This window comes from Stenotrophomonas sp. STEN020, assembly GCF_056760195.1.
In genome coordinates this window covers 1-15,860 of sequence record NZ_JBRREI010000030.1, presented here as the reverse complement: position 1 = coordinate 15,860, position 15,860 = coordinate 1, and the positions used below count along the sequence as shown (strand labels likewise).

The 15,860-nt window shown below is 61.3% G+C and carries 15 protein-coding genes and 1 pseudogene; 11 read left to right on the top strand and 5 right to left on the bottom strand.

Going from position 1 to position 15,860, the window contains the following annotated elements; all coding sequences use genetic code 11:
* Positions 1 to 15: 15 nt before the first annotated feature.
* Positions 16 to 1,221 carry an MFS transporter gene (locus ACVOLZ_RS13465; protein ID WP_481516600.1) on the bottom strand — a complete coding sequence of 402 codons (1,206 nt, stop codon included), beginning with the start codon at positions 1,219 to 1,221 and terminating at the stop codon, positions 16 to 18.
* 133 nt (positions 1,222 to 1,354) lie between these two features.
* On the opposite strand from ACVOLZ_RS13465, the gene ACVOLZ_RS13460 reads away from it, so the two are divergent.
* The 8 genes and pseudogenes from ACVOLZ_RS13460 to ACVOLZ_RS13425 all read left to right on the top strand — a co-directional run bounded on the left by ACVOLZ_RS13460 (position 1,355) and on the right by ACVOLZ_RS13425 (position 9,297).
* Entirely contained in the window at positions 1,355 to 1,939 is a 585-nt protein-coding gene (locus ACVOLZ_RS13460) for a TetR/AcrR family transcriptional regulator (RefSeq protein ID WP_481516599.1), read from the top strand.
* Positions 1,940 to 2,647: 708 nt separating this feature from the next.
* On the top strand, positions 2,648 to 4,066 hold the full coding sequence (locus ACVOLZ_RS13455) for a hypothetical protein (protein ID WP_481516598.1): 1,419 nt from the start codon (positions 2,648 to 2,650) through the stop codon (positions 4,064 to 4,066).
* 28 nt (positions 4,067 to 4,094) lie between these two features.
* Positions 4,095 to 4,424, top strand: a complete 330-nt coding sequence (locus tag ACVOLZ_RS13450; protein WP_481516597.1) for a hypothetical protein — start codon at positions 4,095 to 4,097, stop codon at positions 4,422 to 4,424.
* Positions 4,425 to 4,438: 14 nt separating this feature from the next.
* Positions 4,439 to 4,832 (top strand): annotated as a pseudogene (locus tag ACVOLZ_RS13445) (macro domain-containing protein).
* 365 nt (positions 4,833 to 5,197) lie between these two features.
* Positions 5,198 to 5,473 carry a metal/formaldehyde-sensitive transcriptional repressor gene (locus ACVOLZ_RS13440; RefSeq protein WP_296251374.1) on the top strand — a complete coding sequence of 92 codons (276 nt, stop codon included), beginning with the start codon at positions 5,198 to 5,200 and terminating at the stop codon, positions 5,471 to 5,473.
* A 49-nt stretch (positions 5,474 to 5,522) separates the two neighbouring features.
* Complete coding sequence (locus ACVOLZ_RS13435; protein ID WP_481516596.1) at positions 5,523 to 6,632, top strand: S-(hydroxymethyl)glutathione dehydrogenase/class III alcohol dehydrogenase; 1,110 nt, start codon at positions 5,523 to 5,525, stop codon at positions 6,630 to 6,632.
* 89 nt (positions 6,633 to 6,721) lie between these two features.
* Entirely contained in the window at positions 6,722 to 7,549 is an 828-nt protein-coding gene (fghA, locus tag ACVOLZ_RS13430; protein WP_481516595.1) for an S-formylglutathione hydrolase, read from the top strand.
* Positions 7,550 to 7,878: 329 nt separating this feature from the next.
* Positions 7,879 to 9,297 (top strand): GGDEF domain-containing protein, encoded by a 1,419-nt coding sequence (locus tag ACVOLZ_RS13425; protein WP_481516594.1) that lies wholly within the window; start codon positions 7,879 to 7,881, stop codon positions 9,295 to 9,297.
* A 137-nt stretch (positions 9,298 to 9,434) separates the two neighbouring features.
* Here ACVOLZ_RS13425 and ACVOLZ_RS13420 read toward each other — a convergent pair whose 3' ends face one another.
* The 3 genes from ACVOLZ_RS13420 to ACVOLZ_RS13410 form a co-directional block, all read right to left on the bottom strand.
* On the bottom strand, positions 9,435 to 10,094 hold the full coding sequence (locus ACVOLZ_RS13420; RefSeq protein ID WP_481516593.1) for a Dph6-related ATP pyrophosphatase: 660 nt from the start codon (positions 10,092 to 10,094) through the stop codon (positions 9,435 to 9,437).
* 21 nt (positions 10,095 to 10,115) lie between these two features.
* The gene (locus ACVOLZ_RS13415; RefSeq protein WP_481516592.1) at positions 10,116 to 10,454 is read right to left on the bottom strand and encodes a hypothetical protein; all 339 of its coding nucleotides are present in this window, start codon (positions 10,452 to 10,454) and stop codon (positions 10,116 to 10,118) included.
* 72 nt (positions 10,455 to 10,526) lie between these two features.
* Positions 10,527 to 11,471: a DegV family protein gene (locus tag ACVOLZ_RS13410; protein WP_481516591.1), complete on the bottom strand. Its 945-nt coding sequence runs from the start codon at positions 11,469 to 11,471 to the stop codon at positions 10,527 to 10,529.
* Positions 11,472 to 11,719: 248 nt separating this feature from the next.
* Here ACVOLZ_RS13410 and ACVOLZ_RS13405 point away from each other — a divergent pair, with 248 nt between their 5' ends.
* Complete coding sequence (locus tag ACVOLZ_RS13405; protein ID WP_481516590.1) at positions 11,720 to 12,259, top strand: DUF924 family protein; 540 nt, start codon at positions 11,720 to 11,722, stop codon at positions 12,257 to 12,259.
* 368 nt (positions 12,260 to 12,627) lie between these two features.
* Here the strand turns inward: ACVOLZ_RS13405 and grxD are convergent, their stop codons facing one another.
* On the bottom strand, positions 12,628 to 13,554 hold the full coding sequence (gene grxD, locus ACVOLZ_RS13400; RefSeq protein ID WP_481516589.1) for a Grx4 family monothiol glutaredoxin: 927 nt from the start codon (positions 13,552 to 13,554) through the stop codon (positions 12,628 to 12,630).
* 60 nt (positions 13,555 to 13,614) lie between these two features.
* Between grxD and ACVOLZ_RS13395 the strand changes: the two genes are divergently transcribed.
* A complete protein-coding gene (locus ACVOLZ_RS13395; protein WP_481516633.1) occupies positions 13,615 to 14,394 on the top strand; it encodes a polysaccharide deacetylase family protein in 780 nt (259 codons plus the stop codon).
* A 41-nt stretch (positions 14,395 to 14,435) separates the two neighbouring features.
* The gene (locus ACVOLZ_RS13390) at positions 14,436 to 15,692 is read left to right on the top strand and encodes a DEAD/DEAH box helicase (protein WP_481516588.1); all 1,257 of its coding nucleotides are present in this window, start codon (positions 14,436 to 14,438) and stop codon (positions 15,690 to 15,692) included.
* Positions 15,693 to 15,860: the final 168 nt, after the last annotated feature.

Sequence of the window (15,860 nt, the reverse complement as noted above, 5' to 3'; positions counted from 1 at the left end):
GATGTGTCGGCAGCGTCAACAAGCGTTGGCGGAATGCTGCAGGCAGGGACGTAGGCGTCGGCTGATCCAGATCGACAGCAGCAACACCGCAGCACCAGCACCAACGCTGATGGCGAAGCCAGTCTGGGCGCCGGCCAGATCCACAAGTTGCCCGGTTGCTGCGGCGCCTGATGCGACGCCGATATTCAGTCCGGCCAGCAGCCAGGTCATGCCTTCGGTCAGCTGTTGCTCCGGCACGCTGCGCTCGACCAACGACATCACCACGATCATCGTTGGTGCGAAGAACATGCCCGCCAGCAGCACGCTTGCTGCAAACGCTGGCAGGTTTGCTACCAGCAGCAAGGGTAGTGTGGTCAGCGCTGTCGCGGCGCCGCCCCACAGCAGCAATTGGTGCAAAGGGGTTTTGAGTTTCAACGCACCAAACATCAGGCCCGCCGCGCAGGAGCCGAGAGCATAGGCAGACAACACGATGCTGGCAGCCATGGGTTGGCCGTGCTGTTCGGCGAAGGCCACGCTGGTTATGTCGATGGTTCCAACGATAACGCCCATCGCTACCATCAGCAGGGTGAGTAATCGCACATCTGCAATTGCCAGCACCGATTGACCGGCCTTGCCTGCGGCATTCGGATCGAGCTGTGGCTGGGTTGCCCGCTGCAGTACAAGTGCAGCGGTGCCTATGGCCAGCAGCAGTGCCGCCAGCAGTACGCCTGCCTGCGGAAACAGGGCAACACAGAGGCCAACCGACAGCGGTGGCCCGGCGATGAAACTCATTTCATCGAACACCGTCTCCAGCGAGTAGGCCGTCTGCAGTTGCGGCTGCCCACGGCAGAGCGCTGTCCAACGGGCCCGGACCATCGCCGACATGCTGGGCATGCATCCGGCCAAGGCAGCGCAGGGAAACAACAGCCAATCCGGCGCCTGCCAATAGCTGACAAGGATGAGCAGCAACATGCCAACGACGCTGGCGCCCGACGCCAACGGCAAGATCTTGGCCTGGCCGTGTCTATCCACCCACCGCGAAATCTGCGGGGACGCCAGTGCATAGGCCAGAACGAAGGTGGCCGACACCGCGCCGGCCAGTGCGTAACTGCCACGTAGCTGCGCCAGCAAGGTGATGATGCCGATGCCGGTCATGGGCAGTGGCAGCCGGGCCAACAGGCCGGCCAGAGCGAAGCCGGAAGTACCGGGTGCAGCGAAGAGGGCACGATAAGCGTTGGCCATTGGGGTCTCCGGAGCGCTGCGACTTGCCAAGGCAATGGCTGGTCGCAACAATACATACGAGGTGTATGTAAAAGGCTACATACATACGCCATGAATGTAAATAAACATACGCCTCGTATGAAAGGAGATTGCCGTGGTCCGCCGCACCCGCGTTGAAATGGAGGCAACCCGTGCCTTGCTATTGGCCACCGCCCGTCGCGTTTTCGCCGAAAGCGGCTATGCGGACGCGTCGATGGATGAGCTGACCGCACAGGCGGGGCTCACCCGGGGCGCGCTGTATCACCATTTCGGCGACAAGAAAGGCTTGCTGGCCGCGGTGGTCGAGCAGATCGATGCAGAAACCGATGCACGGCTGCAGGCCATCAGCAACGCCGCAAGCGATCCCTGGCTGGGCTTCCAGCAGCGCTGCCGGGCATACCTGGACATGGCGCTGGAGCCGGAGATCCAGCGCATCGTCCTGCGTGACGCGCGCGCGGTACTTGGCGGAGCATCGCTGGATTCACAGCGGCATTGTGTGGACTCGATGCAGCAGCTGATTGACGAGCTTATCCGGCAGGGCGTGATTGACGACGTGGACGCGCAGGCCTTGGCATCGCTGATCTACGGCAGCCTGGCCGAGGCAGCTTTCTGGATAGCGGAGGGCGCTGATGGAGACGTACGTCTGCGCAAGTGTGCGATTGCATTGGAATTACTGCTGCGTGGATTGGCGCGCGGCTAGGTGCGGTCCTGCTTGTTCTTGGTTGGTCAGGAGCTGCGGGCTGTTTTGGCGTGTGGGTGATTGGGTAACCACGCCAGGCAACGATTCCCCGCACAGTCGCTGCGGGGGGAGAAAAGCGCTCTATGAATTGAGCCAGCATGGCGGGGAGGCGAGGTGAGTGCGCGTGTCGGGGCAGGCAGCACCTAGCGCACGGCCGGGCACTCGATTCCGGGGCCCGTCCATCGGAGTAGTAGCGCCGCAGCAGACGCATCGTTGCAGCGCGTCCTCAGGGGTAGTCGCTGGTTTGTTAGATCACGCACGCCGATCGCGCGGTAGTCTGGTCCGTCATGATCTGCAGGTCCGTCATGGTCTGATCGCCAGCATAAGCCGCGAGGACAGTTGTTGGGACAGTACGGTGATGGGACGCTTTTTCTTGAATCTAAAGATGAGGCGAGTCTGACGGCGAAACTGCGCTAGTCCCGCCGAGGTCGTCGTCGACATCATTCGTTACATTTTCGGTTTCTAAAGCACTCACTGAGTGCATTCCACACTCGATTATCAGTCCCCGGCCGAATACGAGCGCGCGACTGCCTGAAATCATTATTACGGCGTCCATCGGGGCTTGACAGTGAATGGGGCTTGGGAGTAAAGAGGGGCATCCCTTTGGTGCAAAGGGATCTCAGCTGAAACTGCATCCTATTTGGTTGTTGAGCCTTCGGAGGGCGATTCATGTCTGACATCTTTGAGCGGGCTTGGGGAAACTACTGTGCATTCTTGGAGTTTTTGGTCAATGGGAAGCCGGCGGATGAGGAGGGCTGGTTCGACGAAAACAAAGGACTTGTCCAAATGTACGCTTTTGCCAGCTTATTGCCCTACACGCTGGAGAGAGACAACTACGATAACTTCCTCCTAATGAATGCGATCAACTATGTCTCCCCGGGTAAAGTCGATCATGACAATGGCGATCAGGTTGAAAAGCACTCGCAGCTTGAGCATCGCACACCGCTAGTCCCGCAATATAGCTACTTTCTCGATCGGCTTGACTCGCTGATTGCAGAGGCGCTTGATCCGCGCGACGAGCCAAAATACGACGAGTTGCAAGAGAAAATCGCCAAGTCGCAGCAGGATTTGCTCAATTATCAACGTTTCGTCGCCGGCGGTTGGGCTGACTACGTTCTGAACAATCCGGGTATTCCGACCGAGGAACTGCGCGCGCGGCGCGTGATATGGGAGCGAGACAGTGGGCACTCTATTCAGATTAAGCGATTGAAGAACCTCGTCTCACTGGACAACTCCCGCCTCAACTCTTGGCTGCGCAGTAAGATGCAGCCCGAGCTGCATGCTTTGCTTAAGGCTCGACAATTCTTTGATGATCCAGGCTATCAGATCAAACTACCTATCGCTGCTGATCACGACGATAGTTCAAAGGTCGAATACTGGCGGGATTTTTGTATGCAGCTGCCGCTTATTCAAATCGATGAGTTTCTGGAAAATGATGCCGCCGTCACGCATACATTCTCAACTAAGGAAGAGCATTACGAACGAGTGGAAGAAAAGTGGAAGGCGTCTGCCAAGGGAAGGTGGGGGATTTTCAAGGGTGGTGGATCCGTTGAGCGCCGAAAGCTTGAAGAACTGTCGACGAAATCCGAATTTTCTGTCGAGGTGTCGTTCAAGCGTTTCGACGAGGTAAATATCTTCCGCGACGAATGGTTTCAGGAGGTCCTGTTCTCGACGATTGGAAAGCAATTTGCGGAATTCTGGGGGCCTGGTGGCTTGCTTGGCACCTATCCAAAATCGTTGATAGTTGCGCGCGGGATGACGGTGAAGGTCAGCATCTCAGACGAGTACAAACGTACTCTTGAGAAGTTCTTTGCTGCGAACGGAAGGGTTAGTTTTGGTCCGTTCTTCTCGGGCGGTGGCAACTACTCGAAGGACGAGAAATACATGGAATATAAGTTCACCGAACAAGGGTTCGAGCTCAGCGATGGAGACAGGGCGATCCGGTTGCTCGGCGCTCGGGTGGCCCGGCCGAACTGGTCGAAGATCTTGGTGGACAATTACTATTTACCGCTTACCAAGGATGGCTTGGTAGCCGCAACGAAGGCCATGGATAAGGTCCTCCAAGACAAGGGCGGAAGTCTGGCGTGAAGTGATAGCAAGACTGAGGAGAGGGCCGGTGAGTCTGAAGCATCTTGCAGTGACGTTTTTTTGCGCTATCGTGCTCACCAGCTGCGCACACGTCGAGATATGGGAAGGACCCGATTATGTTCATCCTGGCAGCATCGAGTACACGCGATTGGCCGAGCGCCTCGATATCTTGTACTCGATGGGTTGCCGGGTGGGCAGTTCGGCGGACGGCAAGCGGTACATCATTAACGGGACACGGGTTGCGCTGAAGGTCTCAAACGCGCGCGACTGCAGGAAGGCAATTCCCTACGCGATTTGTTATTCGCCTGCGCATCAAGATCCTGCCATTGTGTGCCGCCGGATCGATAGAGAAGGCTAGTGGTAGGTCATCAGATGATGTCACTAAATGGTGGGTTTTTCGAGAAGCATGTTGGCTCTGACCTGGCGGCCCTGGATGCCCATATTGATAGCTACCGGTTCGATCCCGATGCAGTTGAAGATCGTGACGTGGAGAGGCAGTTCGGGCGACGTACGCGGTATAAACTAGGAGCCATCTGCGTCTATAAAGGTTTTTTAATTGCGGCCTTCTCAAAGTTCGACGAGCATGACAATGCCTCAGTGCCTTGAGTTCCTGATCGCTTTTTGGGACCGCGTCAATCGCGTGTACGCCCAGAAAAATGTGTCAACGCCGATCTTCGGCTCTGGCATTACGCGTATTCAGGGTCATAGCGATATTTGCGATGAAGATCTGTTGAAGATCACGCTTTTGGACATTCCGTATCAGTGAGATGCGATTCAAGTATCCCGCAAGACTGACCATTGTCATCCACTGAGACAAAATCGACAGGATCAACCTCTTGGACATCAAGTCCGCTAGGAATGGAGTGTAGGCCGAACCTGCTTCACAGGGCAGTTAGCTCCACGATCGAATTTCTGCTCCCGGCGGTGGCTCCAACCGGTCGGTGATGCCGATGTGCGTTGGACGTCGCAAGTGCACCAGGAGAGGCGCTTGCCATAGTCTGTACAACCACGATTAGCCATAGTCCGTACGTGGGGCACAGTCTATGCCTATCCGTACAGTGTGCCTTCGCAGATGGCAATTGCGCGAGCTCATAAATATACTATCCCCCAGTACAGGATATGGGCGCCGCCATGCCGCACTCCCCCGAAGAGAAAAAGAAGGTCCTGGCCCGGGTCAAACGCATCCGTGGCCAGTGCGATGCGTTGGAGCGTGCGCTGGAGGCCGGCGCTGACTGCAATCCGGTGCTGCAGCAGATCGCGGCCATCCGCGGTGCAGTCAACGGACTGATGTCCGAGGTGATGGAGGCGCACCTGCGCGAGGAGTTTGGTCAGCCTGCGCGCTCCGAGGCGCAGCGCGCTGCACGCGTTGCCGAGATGTCCAGCCTGATCCGTTCCTATCTCAAGTAATTCCGGCGGCGCCTGGCGCCGCCCTCATCATTCCCGCAGGAGAAAATCCATGAAATCACGTGCCGCCGTTGCCTTTGGTCCGGGCCAGCCTTTGCAGATCGTTGAGATCGATGTCGCACCGCCGAAGGCGGGCGAAGTACTGGTCAAGATCACCCATACCGGCGTCTGCCATACCGATGCCTTCACCCTGTCCGGTGACGATCCGGAAGGCCTTTTCCCGTGCGTGCTGGGCCACGAAGGCGCCGGCATCGTGGTTGAAGTGGGCGAGGGCGTCACCTCGGTGAAGGCCGGCGATCACGTCATTCCGCTGTACACCGCCGAGTGCGGCGAGTGCCTGTTCTGCAAGAGTGGCAAGACCAATCTGTGTACCTCCGTGCGCGCCACCCAGGGCAAGGGCGTGATGCCGGACGGCACCAGCCGCTTCTCGTACAACGGCGAGCCGATCTATCACTACATGGGCTGCTCAACCTTCTCCGAGTACACCGTGGTGGCCGAAGTGTCGCTGGCCAAGGTCAACCCGGAAGCAAACCCGGAACACGTCTGCCTGCTGGGCTGCGGCGTCACCACCGGCATCGGTGCTGTGCACAACACCGCCAAGGTCGCCGAGGGTGACAGCGTCGCGGTGTTCGGCCTGGGTGGTATCGGCCTGGCGGTGATCCAGGGTGCGCGTCAGGCCAAGGCCGGCCGCATCATCGCCATTGACACCAACCCCTCCAAGTTCGAGTTGGCCAAGCAGTTTGGTGCCACCGATTGCGTCAACCCGAAGGATCACGACAAGCCGACCCAGCAGGTAGTGGTGGAGATGACCGGTTGGGGCGTGGACCACAGCTTCGAGTGCATCGGCAACACCAACGTAATGCGTGCGGCGCTGGAATGCGCGCACCGTGGTTGGGGTCAGAGCGTGATCATCGGCGTGGCCGGTGCCGGGCAGGAAATCTCCACCCGTCCGTTCCAGCTGGTGACCGGTCGCAAGTGGATGGGCACGGCGTTCGGTGGTGTGAAGGGGCGCAGCCAGCTGCCGGGGATGGTCGAGGACGCGATGAAGGGTGATATCGAACTCGCACCGTTCGTGACCCACACGATGGAACTGGACAAGATCAACGAAGCCTTCGATCTGATGCACGAAGGCAAGTCGATCCGCTCGGTCATCCATTACTGAGGCTGGTTTGTGGGAGCGGCGTAAGCCGCGAAGCTAGCACTCCACCAGTCGCAGACAACCAGCAAATCAACATCAGGAATTCAAAAACCATGCAACGACTCGAACACCGCGCCAGCTTCGGCGGCTGGCAGGACGTTTACCGGCACGAATGCAAGGTGTTGGGTTGCGAGATGACGGTTGGTGTGTACCTGCCGCCGCAGGCCGAGCACGGCCCGTGCCCGGTGCTGTATTGGCTGAGCGGTTTGACCTGCACCGAGCAGAACTTCATCACCAAGTCCGGCGCACAGCGTTATGCGGCCGAGCACGGCATCATCCTGGTGTCACCGGATACCAGTCCGCGCGGTGAAGCGATCGCTGATGCAGAAGGTTACGACCTGGGCAAGGGTGCAGGCTTTTACCTCAATGCCACGCGCGAGCCCTGGGCACGGCATTACCGCATGTACGACTACATCGTCGATGAGCTGCCGGCATGGGTGGAAGCCAACGTGGCCGCCAGCGATGTGCGTGCGATCAGCGGGCATTCGATGGGCGGGCATGGTGCATTGACGATTGCGTTGAGAAACCCCGGCCGCTATCGCAGCGCGTCGGCGTTCTCGCCGATCGTGGCGCCGTCGCAAGTGCCGTGGGGGCAGAAAGCATTTGCTGCCTATCTGGGTGAAGACCGCGAGGTGTGGAATGCGTATGACGCTACTGAACTGGTGGCGCATGCGCAGGAAAGACTGCCGCTGTTGATCGATCAGGGTGGCGCTGATGAGTTTCTTGAGAATCAGCTGCGCCCACAGTTGTTGCAGGCGGCGTGCGAAGCGGCTGGGCATCCGCTGGAACTGCGTATGCAGCCGGGTTACGACCACAGCTACTATTTCATCAGCAGCTTCATCGGTGAGCACATCGCGCATCACGCCAAGGCGATGCGCTGAGGAGGTTTTGGTAGAGCCGAGCCATGCTCGGCTGGGGCTGTACCGGTACGTCTCTGCCGAGCATGGCTCGGCACTACAGGAAGCCTCTGCCGAGCATGGCTCGGCACTACAGGAAGCCTCTGCCGAGCATGGCTCGGCTCTACGCTCTGCTCCCTCCCTTTCGCGTAGCGAAGGGGAGGGCTGGGGAGGGGTTTGTTTTTCGCTTGTGAGGCACTTGCCGAGCATGGCTCGGCACTACGGGTTGGGTTTCGATGGCGAGGTCTGGGTCACGTTGTCGCAGCAGCCGTCGCGCTATCGTGCGGCCATAGCGCCTGTCCGATGGGGAATGCATGCCGGTAGTGCTGATCCTGCTGTTCATCGTCTGCCATGGCCTGGTCCTTGCCATTGGGTCGGGTCCTGCTGGCATTGGTTCCTTCGTCTTCCTGGTCGCAGCGCCGCTGCTTGCTGCCGGGTGCTGCGCTTTGCGCGCACGGCACGACCGCGCGGCATTGGGGTGGTATGCGATCGCGCTGGCGATGCTGCTGTGGGCCGGCGGCATGGCACTCAATCTGATCGATGCACTGGGAGCGGGCCGTGCCGATGTCACGCCGCGTGCCAGCATGTTGTTGTACGTGCTTTACGCCGTGCCGCTGGTGTTCATCCTTGCCCGCGCACGGCGCGAGCGCACCAGCATCAGCCTGATTGATGCAGCTATGGCAGTGCTGTTGGGTGTGCTGTTCTTCGTGCATACCGGCTTCTTTGCCGACCGCGTCGATGCGGACGAACAAGCGATGCGCAACATGCGCTACATGTTTGATATCCAGAACTTGTGCATTGCCAGCTTCGCAACCGTGCGCTGGCTGGCCGGTGATGTGCCGGAGTGGCGCGGGTTTTTCCGTGCGCTGGCTCTGTATGCCTTGGCGTATCTACTGGTGGCTGGCTATATCAACCACTTTGCGTCGGAAGATTCCTTCGGCGCGTACAGCGATCTGCTGATCGATCTGCCATTCCTTTTGTTGATTTTGCTGGCTGTGCGTAGGGTATCGGCTCCAGTCTTCGTGCCGGACCCGCGGCTGTCGCGGTTGGTGCAGGCTGGTGGCCCGATGATCCTGCCTCTGTTGCTGCTGGTGGTGGGTACCTTGGTGGTGGACCATGCGCGGACACTGGCTGTGGCCGGCTTCGTGGTTGCCACCATTGGCTTCAGCCTGCGCAGCACGCTGCTGCAGATCGATCTGTTGGAGGGACAGGCCGCACTGGATCAGCTGGCAAGACGGGATGGCCTGACCAGCGTGGCCAATCGCCGTCAATTCGACGCGGTCCTGCAGACTGAGGCCAGCCGCGTACATCGCAGTGGCGCCGGGTTGGGTCTGCTACTGGTCGATATCGATCACTTCAAGGCATTCAATGATGCACACGGCCACCCGGCTGGTGATCGTTGCCTGCAAGCTGTTGCCGCGCGGCTGCAGGCTAATGTCCGGCGTGCGGGCGATTGTCTGGCGCGTTATGGCGGAGAAGAGTTCGCGGTGATCGTGCCGGACTGTGGGCGGGAAGATGCGATCGCACTTGCTGAGAAGCTGCGGCTGGCCGTTGAAACACTTGTGTTGCCGGAGGGAGCGGTCAGCATCAGCGTTGGCGTGGCGTTTCTGCAGTCTTCAGCCAAGGTGTCTACGACGCAGCTTCTGGACGATGCCGATAGGGCGTTGTATGCGGCAAAGCGTGGCGGCAGGAACCGTGTGTCGGTACGGGATGATGCGGTGGCGGGCTTCTGATGATCGTTCGATGCGGGGGCCAGCCTTGTAGGAGCGGCGTAAGCCGCGAAGCAGCCTAAGCTGGCGTTGTGAGCAGTGCTGCAATTGCATGAAGCGCTGTTGTTCTTGCTGTTGTGGCTTCGCGGCTTACGCCGCTCCTACAAAGCCAGGGTGAAATCCGTATAGACGTAGCGGCCTTCGCGTAGCACGGTGTCGCCTTGGTCAAGGTTCAACTGCGCGCGGAACATTGGTCCCGCGCTTACGCAGGTATGGAATTCGCCGTTCTCGCCGCAGGCATCGATGCTTGCCGGCAACTCGGCCAACAGCGCTTGATCAAACACCCGTCCAGCAAAGCCGGCATCCAGTCGCTCGCTATCCACACAGCACAGCTGCGCGCGCAGGCCGTTCGCGATCATCTGCCGCGCCAGCACCGCAGTGTCGCGGCCAAACAACGGGAACAGTGTCTGCCAGCTTTGCGCCGCATACTGCTGTTCGCGCCATAGCCGGATGTCCTCCAGCAAAAGGTCGCCGAAGGCGATGGTCGCAAGGCCGGGCCAGCGCTGCTGTGCTTCGTCCAGCGCCGCTGTCATGCGCTGCAGATACACAGTGTTGTCGCAGACCTGCGGTATCCAGCTTTCCAGCAGCGGCAACCCGGCAGCGTCTGCCTGGGCCAGCAATACTTCGCGGCGTACGCCCTGCATCGAGGAGCGTTCATAGCCTTCGGTCAGCGTGCTCAACAGCGCGACAACCTCGATGTCATCGCGTTGCTGGAGTTCGTGCAGTGCCCAGGCGGCGTCTTTGCCACCGCTCCATGACACCAATACCGGTGTTCTCAACACTCAGCGCACATCGCGCAGTTCCCAATGGCTGCCGGCCAGCATGCGCATGCGTTGCTTGAACAGTTCGCCGGCCAGGCTGGTGGTGGCGACCAGGTCGATGCGCAGGTCGGACTGCTTGCCGGTAACCGTGGCGTTCGGGTCAACAGCGCCCAAGCCGGGGTCCACGTCATCGGGTTCGTCCTGGATGGCCTTCCAGCGCTCAAACAGCTCCGGTGTGCGCAGGGCGGCCTGTAGTTGCTCGGCGAAGGCATCCGCGCCGCTGGCGGTGAATGACAGGCGCGGGTCGTTGCCACGGGCTTTGGCCGGATCGGGCAGCGATATGGAATAGAGCACGGACATGGGGTGCCTCCTTGGTAGAGCGTCAGACTAGCGCGTCAAATGTAGTGGTTTTGTCCAGATGATGCGGGTTGATCAGCTACCGAAGGTATGCGGTTCATCGGCAAAACCAATAGTCACTGCGCCTTTGCCCACGTTGACCATGCCGGTCAGGCTCATCACTGCCTCCAGCAGCGCTACGCCGTGCTGATCGCAGGTATCGCGCAACTGCCGGTAGCCGGGCAGGGCGCGCAGTTCATCCAGCGGGCCACCGTAGCTGACGCAGACCGTCGGGGTGATCAGGCCGTGGACCACACGCTTGCCAACGAAGTCGAACAAGGCCTGCACGGCAGGGTCGAAGCCCTTGATCTTGGCCACCGGCTCGGTATTGCCGCGGTAGCCGTGCAGGACGGGTTTGATGTCCAGTGCACTGCCGAGTGCGACGCTGAGCAGGCCAACGCTGCGGTCGCCTTTGTGACGGGCGCGGGCGCGCAGGTAGTAGAGGTCACGGGTAACCATGTAGCCGTGCACATTGCTTGCCACCAGTTCCAGCCGTTCGCGCATCTGCGGCACGCTGGCACCGCTGTCACGCAGGCGCACGGCTTCCACCGCGCTCACTGCTTGTGCGGCAAACAGGTTCTGGGTATCGATGACGCGCAGACTGAACGGTGAGTTGTAACCGGCCGCCTGCCGGATCGGCTTGTACTCGTTGAGGATGCTGTAGCCGGCCTGCACCGCGTTGTCGTGGATGGGGCTGCGGGTGCGGGTGATGGTCATGCAGAACACCTGGTCGAAATCGGTGACCAGTTGGCTCAGGAACAGATCGCGGATCTGCTCGGCGCTATAAGGGATGGTTTCGGCCTCGGCGCTGCGCTCGCTCAGCGGACCCTGCAGGAAGGCCAGGGTGGATTCCTCGTCGCGGTGGTCGGGAAGTACGGTGTCGCCGATCCGTACGCTGATCGGGAGCAGCACGATATTGTTCTGTTGCAGATAGCCTTTGGGCAGGTCGCAGGCCGAGTCGACCACTATTCCTATGCGCACGCTTTGTATCCCCCAAGGGTCGTAACAGTCACGAAAGATAGGAACCCTATCTCAAAACCTGGGATGGAGTTGGTGGTTTGTGCGGACGCCGTCGCAATCCCGGGTAGGTTTTTTCACCTTTTCCTCATTTCATCGGCAGGGGTAGCCTATTAAGCTACTGCCAAGCAACTGAGGCCCTGTCCCCGGATGCGACGACATCGGTGGGAAGTGTCACCGCCTGAGGGTAGGCGGTGAACCAGGGATCAGTAATGGAAACTGCAAGTTCGGTAGTTGAGTTCTGGCGCGCGGCTGGTCCGCAGCGTTGGTTTGTGCGTGATGAGGCCTTTGATGTCGAGTTCCGGCAGCGCTTCCTGGACCTGCACTACCAGGCTGCCCGGCGCGGCTGTGAGGACTGGCTGGAGAACGCCGAGGGCGCGCTGGCGCTGCAGATCCTGCTGGACCAGTTCCCGCGCAACTGCTTCCGTGGCACTGCGCACTCTTACGCTACCGACGGGCTGGCGCGGCATTACGCTACCCGCACCATCGAGGAAGGCTGGGACCGCGAACTGCCGCTGAAGCTGCGGGCTTTCATCTACCTGCCGTTCGAGCACTCCGAGGACCCGCAGGACCAGGAACGCGCGGTGGCGATGTTCGAGGTACTCGGTGACCTGGAGTACCTGAAGTACGCCGAAGTACATCGCGATGTCATTCGCCGTTTCGGCCGTTTCCCCCACCGCAACGCGGTGCTTGGCCGGATTCCGACTGCGGAAGAACTGCACTTCCTTGCTGAAGGTGGCTTTGCTGGTTGAGTGCTGGGCGCGCTTGCTGCTTGATCAGGGTGAAGGACTCCCCCGGTCGAGCGCCAAATCATGGATAAGCAAACTTCGCTGATGTCGTAGTGCTACTCATTTGAACGATACAGCGCTGCCCCGGGGAGCGAAGCCGGTGATGCGCACGCTTGATGTTTGTTTGTGGGAGCGGCGTAAGCCGCGAAGCTGGTGTTGCTTGAAGCCCAGACAATGGTGGCATCTGATGATCGGCATGCTTCGCGGCTTACGCCGCTCCCACAAAAAAATCCGATGCAAGAGGTCCCTGGCATCGGATTCCGCGTGGCTCAAATGCTCAAGTGAAAAACGCCGGCAATGCCGGCGTTTTTCATTGCTGCAATGCGCTTGGATCAGTACTTCGGAACGCTGTTGTCCACGTTCTCCGACCAGGCATCGATGCCGCCGGTGATGTTGAACACATTGGTGAAGCCCAGTGCCAGGAACTGCGCGGCAGCCTGGGCGCTGCGGCCGCCACGGTGGCACAGGAACGCCAGTGCGGTGTCCTTGGGCAGGGCTTCGAGCTTGGCGCGGTTGTCACCGTCGAAGGTTTCGAAGCTGCCGTTGATCGCGGCGATGGCGCGTTCGTCCGCTGGACGCACGTCCACCACGGTGATGGCACCGGCGCGCAGCTGGTCGTCGGCGCTGCGCACGTCCAGGTCCTGCACCGGCTTGGGCGCGTTCGGGTTGTTGATCGCCAGGCCCTGGCCGCGGATGTCGTCCACCCAGTCGATGGTGATGCCGTTGGCGCGGCGCGCGCTGGAGGAATCGAACTGCACGCGCAGGCCGTTGGATTCAGCGGCGATGGCGTTGTCGTCGAACGGGGCCAGCTGGAAGTTCGGCTGGAAGCTGGCATCGATGCTCAGCTGCAGGGCCGCGCCGGGCGAGTCGGCCAGGGCGCCTTTGAGCATTTCAACTGCGGCCGGGGTGACGGTGATCGACGGCGGGGTGCGGTCCGGTGCAGCCAGGCCGAGCAGGCTGCTCAGTTCGCCGCTGCTGGCCATCTGCAGGATGATGTCGCTGCCGCCGATCAGCTCGCCGTCCACGTACAGCTGCGGAATGGTCGGCCAGTCGCCGTAGGCCTTGATGCCTTCACGGATTTCCTGGTCGGCCAGCACGTTGACGTGGCCGAACTGCACGCCCAGGTCCTGCAGCGCGCCAACAGCCTTGGCCGAGAAGCCGCACTGCGGCATGGTCGGCTGGCCCTTCATGAACAGGACGACGCGGTCGGCGCCGAGGATGGATTCAATGCGCGAACGCAGGGCGGGGTCCAGGGACATCGTGAACTCGTATAAGTGGTCGTAGACCAGCTGATTCTACGCTGCATGGCATCATGGGGAATGACTGCCCCGGAAACCCTGCATCGCATTCCCGTACACCCTTGGCGTTGGCTGCCCTGGCTGCTTGTCTCGCAATTGCTGGTTGCACTGCTGTGGTGGCGGTTCGGCTGGATGTGGGGGTTGCCCCTGATGCTGCTCAGTCACGCCCTGTTTGTCGTACCGGTATTCCTCCCCAACAGCCGTTTTTATGCGCCGGTAACCAGTCGCGCGCCCGGCCGGGACGTGTGGCTGACAATTGATGATGGCCCGTCCGCGGAGACCCTGGCAGTGCTGGATCTGCTCGATCGGCATGAGGCCAGGGCCACCTTCTTCATGGTTGGCGAGCGTGCGCAGGCCCACCCGGAGCTGGTGCGCGAGGTGCTGCGGCGTGGCCATGACCTTGGCAATCACAGCCATTCACACCCGCAGGCGCGCTTCTGGGCGCTGGGTCCGGTGCAGATGGCGCGTGAAATCGGCCACTGCCAGCAGGCGCTGACCGCCATCGCCGGGGCGCCGCCGCGCTGGTATCGCTCGGTGGTGGGCATGACCAACCCGTTCGTGGCGGTGGCGCTCAAGCGCCATGGGCTGGCGCGGATTGGCTGGAGTGCCCGCGGCTACGACGGCGTGAACTGCACGCCGGAGGGCGTGGTCGCACGGATTGCACCGGATCTGGCACCTGGCGCCATCGTCCTGCTGCATGAAGGTGCCGCCCACGGCCACAACCTGGCCATCATCGAAGCCGTGCTGCAGCAGTTGCATGCCCGTGGCCTGCGCGCCCGCCTGCCGCAGACAACAGCGTAGACTCGCCTCCCCGCCATTGCGCGGCGTTCTGGAACCCCACCATGCCTTTCTCCCAACTCGGCCTGTCTCCCTACGTGCTGCCTGCGTTGCAGCAGGCCTTGCAGCAGGCCGGCTATCTGGAGCCAACGCCGATCCAGCAGCAGGCCGTGCCCCTGCTGTTGAAAGGCCGGGATGTGGTCGCGCTTGCGCCTACCGGTTCAGGCAAGACTGCCGCTTACGTGCTGCCGGCGCTGCAACGCTTCTTCATGGCCACACCACGCAAGCCGCGCGTGCTGGCCCAGCTGATCCTGGTGCCGACCCGCGAACTCGCGCTGCAGGTGAGCGATGTGTTCACCACCTTGGGCCGCGAGTTGCCGCGTCGCCCGCATCTGGTCTGTGCGGTCGGCGGTGTGTCGATCAATCCGCAGATGATGTCGCTGCGTGGTGGTGCCGATATCGTCGTGGCCACCCCCGGGCGTTTGTTGGATCTGCTTGCGCATAACGCCCTGTCCTTGAAACAGGTGCAGCTGCTGGTGCTGGATGAGGCCGACCGTCTGTTGGAGCTGGGCTTCGGCGATGAGCTGCGGCAGATCCTGGCCGAGTTGCCGGTAAAGCGGCAGACCGCCTTGTTCTCGGCCACGTTTGCGGCCGATATCCAAGCCTTGGCTGCAGCGGGCCTGCATGAGCCGCAGCGGCTGGAAATCGGCGAGCAGTCGGCGCCGGATATCGAGCAGCGTGCCATCCATGTCGATAGCGCCCGGCGTACTGAGTTGCTGCTGTCCTTGCTTGAAGATCCGCAGTGGCAGCAGGTATTGGTGTTTGTCGGCAGCATCCGTGACGGTGACCGTTTGGCGTCGCAGCTGCGCAAAGCCGACATCAACGCGCAGGCGTTGCATGGCGAACTGTTGCAGGGGCGCCGCTTCCGCATGTTGCAGGATTTCAAGGATGGCGAAACGCGGGTGCTGGTGGCGACCGACCTGGCGGCGCGTGGCATCGACATCACCCGTTTGCCGGTGGTGGTGAACTACGACCTGCCGCGCGCGCCCGCGGATTACCTGCATCGCATCGGTCGCACCGGACGGGCAGGGGAGAAGGGGCTGGCGCTGAGTTTTGTCGATTCGGCGGCGATGGCGCATTGGCGTTTGATCTGCAAACGCCATGGGCTGCAGAGCACGACTGAAGTGATTGAAGGCTTTGAGCCCACGCAGGCAGCACCGGCGGCAAGCGTGGTTGCCGACGACAACGGCGGCATCAAGGGCCGCAGGCCGAGCAAGAAAGACCGCGCGCGGGCGGCTGCGGCGGAAAAAGCCGGGTCCTGAGAGAGCCACAGTCGGCAGGGTGTTATCTGTAGTGGGGGGGGGGGGGGGGGGGGGGGGGGGGGGGGGGGGGCGCGGGGCGGGGGGGGGCGGGGGGGCGGCGGGGGGGGGGGGGGGGGGGGGGGGGGGGGGGGGGGGGGGGGGGGGGGGGGGGGGGGGGGGGGGGGGGGG

Excerpts from the sequence above, each read along its gene's own strand:
- ACVOLZ_RS13405 (WP_481516590.1), top strand. The coding sequence starts at position 11,720 with ATGGAAACTGCAAGTTCGGTAGTTGAGTTCTGGCGCGCGGCTGGTCCG.
- ACVOLZ_RS13415 (WP_481516592.1), bottom strand. The coding sequence starts at position 10,454 with ATGTCCGTGCTCTATTCCATATCGCTGCCCGATCCGGCCAAAGCCCGT.
- ACVOLZ_RS13455 (WP_481516598.1), top strand. The coding sequence starts at position 2,648 with ATGTCTGACATCTTTGAGCGGGCTTGGGGAAACTACTGTGCATTCTTG.
- ACVOLZ_RS13435 (WP_481516596.1), top strand. The coding sequence starts at position 5,523 with ATGAAATCACGTGCCGCCGTTGCCTTTGGTCCGGGCCAGCCTTTGCAG.
- ACVOLZ_RS13465 (WP_481516600.1), bottom strand. The coding sequence starts at position 1,221 with ATGGCCAACGCTTATCGTGCCCTCTTCGCTGCACCCGGTACTTCCGGC.
- ACVOLZ_RS13395 (WP_481516633.1), top strand. The coding sequence starts at position 13,615 with ATGACTGCCCCGGAAACCCTGCATCGCATTCCCGTACACCCTTGGCGT.
- fghA (WP_481516595.1), top strand. The coding sequence starts at position 6,722 with ATGCAACGACTCGAACACCGCGCCAGCTTCGGCGGCTGGCAGGACGTT.
- ACVOLZ_RS13390 (WP_481516588.1), top strand. The coding sequence starts at position 14,436 with ATGCCTTTCTCCCAACTCGGCCTGTCTCCCTACGTGCTGCCTGCGTTG.
- grxD (WP_481516589.1), bottom strand. The coding sequence starts at position 13,554 with ATGTCCCTGGACCCCGCCCTGCGTTCGCGCATTGAATCCATCCTCGGC.
- ACVOLZ_RS13440 (WP_296251374.1), top strand. The coding sequence starts at position 5,198 with ATGCCGCACTCCCCCGAAGAGAAAAAGAAGGTCCTGGCCCGGGTCAAA.
- ACVOLZ_RS13425 (WP_481516594.1), top strand. The coding sequence starts at position 7,879 with ATGCCGGTAGTGCTGATCCTGCTGTTCATCGTCTGCCATGGCCTGGTC.